The sequence below is a fragment of the Bacteroides sp. AM32-11AC genome (assembly GCF_003603515.1).
GTDB classification, from domain to species: Bacteria; Bacteroidota; Bacteroidia; order Bacteroidales; family Bacteroidaceae; genus Bacteroides; species Bacteroides uniformis.
The window spans coordinates 1-7870 of record NZ_QTNH01000028.1 but is presented as its reverse complement, the minus strand read 5'-3'; the positions used below and the strand labels follow the sequence as shown (position 1 = coordinate 7870).

The 7870-nt window shown below is 41.6% G+C and carries 5 protein-coding genes and 1 pseudogene; 1 reads left to right on the top strand and 5 read right to left on the bottom strand.

Translation table 11 applies throughout. The features are described from left to right. The 5 genes and pseudogenes from DW800_RS19290 to DW800_RS19270 form a co-directional block, all read right to left on the bottom strand. Positions 1–687 (bottom strand): annotated as a pseudogene (locus tag DW800_RS19290) (ribulokinase); the annotation flags it as partial. Positions 688–698: 11 nt separating this feature from the next. Next, positions 699–2129 carry an L-fucose:H+ symporter permease gene (fucP, locus tag DW800_RS19285; protein ID WP_117704153.1) on the bottom strand — a complete coding sequence of 477 codons (1431 nt, stop codon included), beginning with the start codon at positions 2127–2129 and terminating at the stop codon, positions 699–701. Between the two features lie 25 nt (positions 2130–2154). Next, positions 2155–3378, bottom strand: a complete 1224-nt coding sequence (locus DW800_RS19280; RefSeq protein ID WP_117704152.1) for a DUF6786 family protein — start codon at positions 3376–3378, stop codon at positions 2155–2157. Positions 3379–3392: 14 nt separating this feature from the next. Then, positions 3393–5180, bottom strand: coding sequence for an L-fucose isomerase (locus tag DW800_RS19275; RefSeq protein WP_057254363.1), 1788 nt, complete (start codon positions 5178–5180; stop codon positions 3393–3395). Positions 5181–5257: 77 nt separating this feature from the next. Then, positions 5258–6262, bottom strand: coding sequence for a LacI family DNA-binding transcriptional regulator (locus DW800_RS19270; RefSeq protein ID WP_117704151.1), 1005 nt, complete (start codon positions 6260–6262; stop codon positions 5258–5260). 229 nt (positions 6263–6491) lie between these two features. On the opposite strand from DW800_RS19270, the gene DW800_RS19265 reads away from it, so the two are divergent. Beyond that, complete coding sequence (locus tag DW800_RS19265) at positions 6492–7556, top strand: hypothetical protein (RefSeq protein WP_117681581.1); 1065 nt, start codon at positions 6492–6494, stop codon at positions 7554–7556. Positions 7557–7870: the final 314 nt, after the last annotated feature.

Below are 7870 nucleotides of genomic sequence, written 5' to 3'. Positions count from 1 at the left end.
ATTAAGTTCTTCGAGAACTTCGCCGGAAGGAAGACCCCAACTGGCATGCCACATTGCTTTATGTCCAGCAGCACAACGGCTACGAAAAATCTGTTCCGGAATAGTGTTACCAGTTACTAATCCAGTCATCCAATCACAGTGTTCTACCCAAGCATAAGCAGCATCCTTTATAGCGACGTTTGTGTTGATAATATGTAAAACCTTTGACCATACCCATTCTGATGAATAAGTACCACCTTCATAAAGTAAATAATCAAGGTTACGTTTATTAATCAGTGCGTTGATTTGCTCAGCTTCTCGAACAGCTGTATGATCTTTCCAAAGAATAAACATAGCATCCGGTTCTTCTGCAAACTCGGGACATAAAGCTAATGGCATTCCTGCCCTATCAGTTAAAGCAGGAGTACTACCAGTTGTGTCAAAACATAATCCACAAATAGAAGCAATCTCTTCTTCCTTCAAATCAGATAAGGCTATATGTACAGCCTCTGTCATGGATTCAATATAATCCAATGGATGTTGGCGATAGCGATTGTTGTGTGCATCGCAGTAAAGCCCCGCTTTCCAACGGGGGTAAAAACTTACCCCCGTAGCCATTTCACGGCCAGTATATGTATCCACTACCAGTGCACGACAAGAATCCGTACCAAAATCAAGACCAATAACGTATTTCTTGTTTGATTCCATAGTCTAAAGCATTATTTGGTTGTTAACTCTTGTTTTCTTGCAATGAAGAACCCATAATAGGCAATCACTGCAAAAGCAACGGCCGGTACAGCATATGCAGCCATAATACTACCTGTCTGGTCGGAAACAATACCCTGAATTTGGGTCAGAACGGCAGCACCGGCAATAGCCATTACCATGAATGAACCTCCAATCTTAGTATCATCCCCCAAACCTGTAAGACCAAAACCATAAATGGTCGGGAACATCAATGACATACATCCGGAAATACCCATCAGGCAATAGACGCCGAAACTGCCCTTACCGAACATGGCACCCAAACAACACATTACAGCAAGAAGCGCAAGTCCTATCAAGAGTTTATAAGCTTTCACGTACTTCATCATTGCAGTACATACAAACCTCATGGTCACAAAGAGAATGAGCGACATGATATAGTAAGTGGCCGCAGCCTGTTCTGCCGTACGCGGCAGCAAGTCATCCAATCCAAGCCATTCACAACAATTATAGAATGCGGCAGCTACCGGTTCCACTCCCCGTAATGCATTTACAACAGTATCTGCAGAAGCGGCTTCTCCTAAAGAAGCCAATACACCGTCAAAATTCAGCTGTACCATAGCATAACGGATTACGAATGACCATACGGCTATCTGTGCACCAATATTGAAAAATTGTGCTATTACACCCCATACATAATTCTTATTCTTTATAAGACGACGAAGAGTGGCACCAAACTCTATTTTTTCACCTTTTTCACTAAGATTGGGCATTCTGGTAAGCCGGATGGCAAGCAAGAGCACCAACATCACCAGACCAAGTACCACATAAGCAGTAGTAACAGCATTCAATTCCTGCCCCTGGATGGCGGCCAGTTCCTCAGCCGGAAGTTGGGCACGCTCTGTCGCCGTCATTCCATTCAGTTGTGAGAGGATGAAAATCTGACTGATCACCACTCCCGTAATCGCTCCGAACGGATTGAAGGCCTGAGACAGATTCAAACGGCGTGTCGCGGTACTTTCAGGACCGATTGCCAATACATAAGAATTAGTAGACGTCTCCAGAACTGAAAGTCCGGCAAAGAGAACAAAGATTGCCAGCAGATACATAAAGAAGCTGAAATCAACATTCACTCCCGAGCTAAGCATGGCAGGATAGAACAGTAAAGCCCCAAATGCATATAGACCAAGCCCCAGCATCACGCCTGATTTATAAGTGTATTTCTTGATAAACAAGGCACCGGGAACAGCACAACATCCATATCCCAACAAATAGCACACTACCTGTATCCAGGCTGTTTTTGAATCACTCATACTCATGATGCGCTTGAAAGCTGCAAGCATGGTATCTGTCAGATTATTCGGCACAGCCCAGGCAAAGAAAAGAGTAGTGAGCAGAATGAATGGGAAGAGGATTCCTTTCGGTATTATTTTATTTGATTCCATACGAATTCTCCATTATATAGTTACCCTATTGAAACTTTGTTTTTATTACATTCAAATCTGCTCCAAATAAATCTTGCACGATAGGAACCAATTGTTCATCCTTACCCTGTATATGAATCACCTTTTGCGTATGGACCAATGAGGCACCGGGAGCCAGCTCCGCACCAGGAGAAGACGTTTCAATTTCATAGAAAGGTCCCATTATAGAACCGTCTTCTACCGGACCGTCATTATAAGAGTTGATTACATCGCCGGCAAACGGATCTTCCTGAGGTCCCCATTGGCCATTTACGTAGACTGAAGGAGTTTCGGGAAGACTACACCACAGGATTGTGAGTACGCCTTTCGATGAATCATAACTTCCGCAAATATCCGTTGCCCGTGAAGCCGGCAATCCCAGCTTGGAACGATAGAGCCCGTCAATCTTGAAATAGATAATACCATTTTCCTTTATCAGCCTATCCGCCGGTATCTTACCGAAATATTCATCATTCACGATTGTTCCTTCCGCATCTTGCTTATAAGGAATGAATACAGTAGTGGTCGGTGTAGGATTAAAACAGCCGAGCATCCATACGGATACAAGGCCACCCTCTTTTGTCCATGCCTTGTCACCTGTATTGGTAATCTTATTCTCGCTCTTGTAAGCTACAATTTTCATATCATTTGTAAGCTGGATATTAAAATCGGCAGCCACTTCACCGGCATCCATCAACGATACAGTACGGTCAATATTCATATCAAAAGTAGTACCGGAAGCATTTGTCAAACGGGTATCTTTCACAAAACGGATACTACCGCTGTCCTGTGACTTTATGTCAAAAGCTTCAGTATCAAGTACCGGAGGAACTATCCAATTATCATAAACCTGCTCTTGTCCTCCCTTAAAATAAAGTGAGAACGGACCACCTTCCGGACCAAGCCAGAAGCGTTCCTCACCTCCTACCGGATTAAACTGGGAACTGACTTTGCCTTCATTTATGAAACGATAATTAATCCAGCCGTAACTATCACCCTCATCGCCGGAAGCGGAAGTAGTCATTACACGGCCTTGCCATGCGGGAATAACCATCACTTTAGAATTCCCATCAGCAGATACCAATTCAGTATATTCAATGCCGTGGTCCTTTAAGAACCGGGCATCATAAGCATAACTTCCCATCTTGATTTCTTTTTGTCCGCCGCATGATACAAGTATTGCAGTTGCACCTGCCAGCAGAGTGTTTTTCAGTTTGGTTGATTTCAACATAACGCCTGTGTCCTTTATTTATAGAGAGGTCCGTAATTCTTGCAAGCCCTATAGTCACTGCCTTCCATATCCTCGCCAAAAGCGGTCCATGCACTGGGACGGAAAATATCCTCCTCAGAAACATTGTGCATGCATACCGGGATACGGAGCATGGAAGCCAGAGTAATCAAGTCAGCACCGATATGGCCATAACTGATAGCGCCATGGTTAGCCCCCCAGTTATTCATAACGGTATATACATCACGGAAATATCCCTTACCTGTCAGACGTGGAGCGAAGAAAGTGGAAGGCCATGTACGGTCAGTACGTTCATTGATGGCCTTGAAGACATCCTTATCCAAGTTTACTGTCCAGCCTTCGGCAATCTGTAATACCGGACCTTGACCTTTTACGAGATTCAGACGGCACATTGTTACCGGCATTTCACCACGGGTCAGGAACTGGGAAGAATAACCACCGCCACGCATATATTCGCGACTGGCCGGATGCCACTTGGTCGCAGAAAGACAAGCTTCCACTTCCTCTTCCGTAATTTCCCAGAAAGGCTTCATTACCGGTTTATTGTCACGTGTCTGGCAGCCTGTCCCATCAAGCGTACAGGAGCCTGAGTTGATCAGGTGAATGAAACCGTTTGCCGCCTTACCTTCCAATTTCTTACCCGTTACCCGTTCTATGGCATTCGGACTCCAATAAGTACGCACATCCGCAAATATCTGTGCAGTATTGGTCAATAGATGATTGAAGAGCATTGAAGTACAATTCAGCGTATCATTTTCCGTAGCGAAAGTAAACGCTTCACGGATACCGTTCCAATCGAAAGAAGTATTCAGTATAGCTTCTGAAAAATCACCGTCAGGCTTATAATCCGTCCACTGGCGCTGTCCCTGGAAACCCGCGGCAATCGCATTGTGTCCCATTGACTCTTCCTTGAACCCCATTTCAGCCAATTTCGGATTGCCAATCATCATATCACGGAAAATAAGGGTCATTTTTACCACGTATTCCCAACGGGCATCTTTCTCTTCACGGGAATATACCAGATGTTCCGGATTAAAGTCTGTCCCTTCATTACTCTTGCAATACTTTTCTGTCCATGCCATGGCACGTGCGAACTCTTCATGGTCATAAATGCCCAACTGGACACGACGTTCTATCTCACTGGCATCCACATACTCATTACGCATGCCCAAATACTCTTGGAAGAAATCAGGATTGGGAATAGAGCCTGCAATGCCCATGGATACACTGCCGATTGAAAGATAGGATTTCCCCTTCATTGTAGCCACAGCTATACCTGCACGGGCAAAACGCAACAATTTTTCCTGTACATCTTCCGGTATCTCCATATTGGTCACTTCCTGTACATCACGTCCGTAAATGCCAAAAGTAGGCAATCCCTTCTGTGTATGGCTTGCCAATGCTGAAGCCAGGTAAACCGCACCCGGACGTTCTGTACCATTAAAGCCCCAGATGGCTTTTGGCATTTCTCCGTCCATATCAATAGTTTCGAATCCATAACACCAGCAAGGAGTTACAGAAAGTACAACACCGACTCCACTATTACGGAATTTTTCAGCCGCCATGGCAGCTTCAGCCACTCCACCAATAGTTGTATCTGCAATGACGCACTCTACGGAAGTGCCGTCACTATGACGTAAGACAGAAGAATAAAGCTCGGCCACTTTATGGGCCATGGCCATAGTCATATCCTCCAATGACTCACGGATACCTCCACGACGACCGTCAATAATAGGTCTGATACCAATTTTCGGCTTTCCACCGATTAATCTTGAATTTCTCATGGTTCAACTGATTTTATTGAGATTAATATAAAAATTAACTAAATCGATTAAGCTATCATGTAAAAAAAACAGCTCTCCTAAGGAGCCATTTCAATAAATTCTCCCTCAGCAAGCACAGACTGCACTGTATTACCGTTAATAATGATATCTATCAGTATTTCAAGTGCTTTCTGTACTAAAACATCTATAGGCTGCTGAATATAGGATATAGGGGCATCAAAAAAGTCAAATACCGGATTACCGTCAAAACCCACTAAACCTATTTTACCAATAATTCCCTCTCCCATGTCCTTTATTGTATATAAACAAGCCAATGAAATCATGTTGGTGGCAAAAAGAAAAGCGTCTACACCGCCATCAATCATTTTAGGCAACAAACGGTCTGCCGACTTTCTGGGAGCATCCTGCTTCAGAAAGACCACGTTAGCCAAGTTTCTCTTACCGGTTTCATCCATAGCCTTTTTATAACCACGGATACGCTCTTTCATATGGATAAGGTTGACATCATAAGCCACCATACAAGGAGCGTTATAGCCTGCATTCAAAAGATGTTTGGTTGATATATAGGAAGCATTGAAGTTATTCAACGCTACATAACTGACATTAAGTTCAGGAAAATAACGGTCAAATAGAACGATCGGAATATTATTGTTCACCAATGAAGCAATGGACTTTTCAGAATTATCACAAGGAACAATGATGAGTCCATCTACACCTTTATTAATAAGATTACTGACAACACGATTCATCTTGTCCTTATCCTCATCTGAACTTCCAAAAAGTACAGTATATCCCCGTTTGGTTGCTTCATCTTCCAATACACGTGCCAATTGAGAAAAAAACGGGTTGGAAATATCAGAAACCACTAATCCTATTGTCTTTGTTTTGCCACTACGAAGACTTTTGGCCGCAAGATTAGGCTGGTAGTTCATTTCATTGGCAATCTTCAATATGCGTTGGGCGGTCTCTTCTCCCACGCGATACTCTTTCTTCTTCCCATTCAAAACGAACGAAACCAATGCTGTTGAAACGCCTGCAGCTTCAGCAATATCCTTCAGCGATATTTTTTTTAGTGACGACATATATTTGTGTAACGTTTTTGCTATATAATAGTATTATACTTTTAGGTTACCTCTTGAATCAGTAGCACTTATCGTATTCTCACGATGCAAATATAAACATAAAAATTAAATCTACAAATTATTTTGCTAATTCGTTATAACATTTTATATTTGCAGTACCAAATCATGCTAAAAACGATATGAACTACCATAAACGACACATAAAAATTAATTTTAAACTTTTAAAATCATGAAAACCAAGATTCTATTTACACTTTTATTCTTTGCATGCGGAATACACTACCTTTATGGACAGACTAACCTACAAATAGCCCCGGAAACTTTAGCAACTCCGGAAAAAAATGGAATATGGTTACAACCTGCTCAAAATACAAAAGCACAACCCATTTGGGGATTTGCAAATGGTATCCGAATAGGAATTGCTCCATTAGGAGGTCCGCGTGGACTAATTCGTATCTATACACCTTATTTAGAACATGATGAATTTGTTGTTACCAATTTCATTGCTTTTGAACCAATTGATAAAGCAAAAAATAATAGGGGGCTCTCAGAACTGGAATGGAGTCAACTCGATAATGTTCGTGGAAAACGTTTTTGGAGTGGGAATACTCCTGAAGCTCCCTCATTTCCAGATCAGTATTATCCAGCTCACGGAGTAATAGCAAAGGAAAATGGAGTTGAAACACTTACTGTGTATTTCTTTTGTGAAACTTTTGATAATGGTGCGAATGTCTATGTCCGGACTAAATTCACAGAAGGAAAGCCTTATGAGTTTGAACTGACTACGTATACTGCGGAAGACTCAGATGAGCTAAATCGTTTTATACTCACAGCTACTATGGGAAACAAAGCAAGACTTAGGACATTACATCTCGCAGATGGTAAAACGAAAGAAGCCGGCCAATTATGGCCGAGCTATAAAGATTCTAATTTCACAGAACATAACCATACTCCAGTGGCAGAAATGATAAAAGATAAAAATGGAGGTGTATGGTTTATAGCGTCACCTGATGAGAAAGACCCTACAAAAGCTGTATATGCTGAAGATACACATACACATTGGAAATATACTGGTAAAAAAGCAACGCAATATTGGTATTGTTCCAATCCAAGTAATGAGTTAGAAGGAGTTGTGAACGGTCGTTATACTTATTGGGCAAGTAAATCTCCGATACCTGGTGGTATCGCTTATGAGAACTTTGAACTGACTGAACCATTTCAGTCTGGTCAAAGCTATATTTTTGGTATCACACCTCTTTCACCGGAAGAATTAATAAACCACATTATGAAATAAGAACGGACTACTTTTTTGGTAGAAATTCCTTTCTTCCTTATTTATCCCCTCCTTTCTTCTTAATTTATAGAACAGAAACAGATAAAAGGTGGATAAAAATAAGAAAAGGCTAAATTACAAAACTTACTAAATAGCTTATTACTCTAATGAGAGCAGCAGAAAATAGATACTCTATTTCTACTGTTCTCATTTTTTATATATATACAACTTTTCATAGTATAAAATCTCAAAACAATCTTTTAAAGTCAAATTAATAGATACTTCTTAACTATTGTTGGGGTCTTCCTTCCGGCGAAGTTCTCGAAGAACTTAAT

Coding starts and splice junctions, on each gene's coding strand:
- DW800_RS19270 (WP_117704151.1), bottom strand. CDS start 6,262: ATGTCGTCACTAAAAAAAATATCGCTGAAGGATATTGCTGAAGCTGCA.
- fucP (WP_117704153.1), bottom strand. CDS start 2,129: ATGGAATCAAATAAAATAATACCGAAAGGAATCCTCTTCCCATTCATT.
- DW800_RS19265 (WP_117681581.1), top strand. CDS start 6,492: ATGAAAACCAAGATTCTATTTACACTTTTATTCTTTGCATGCGGAATA.
- DW800_RS19275 (WP_057254363.1), bottom strand. CDS start 5,180: ATGAGAAATTCAAGATTAATCGGTGGAAAGCCGAAAATTGGTATCAGA.
- DW800_RS19280 (WP_117704152.1), bottom strand. CDS start 3,378: ATGTTGAAATCAACCAAACTGAAAAACACTCTGCTGGCAGGTGCAACT.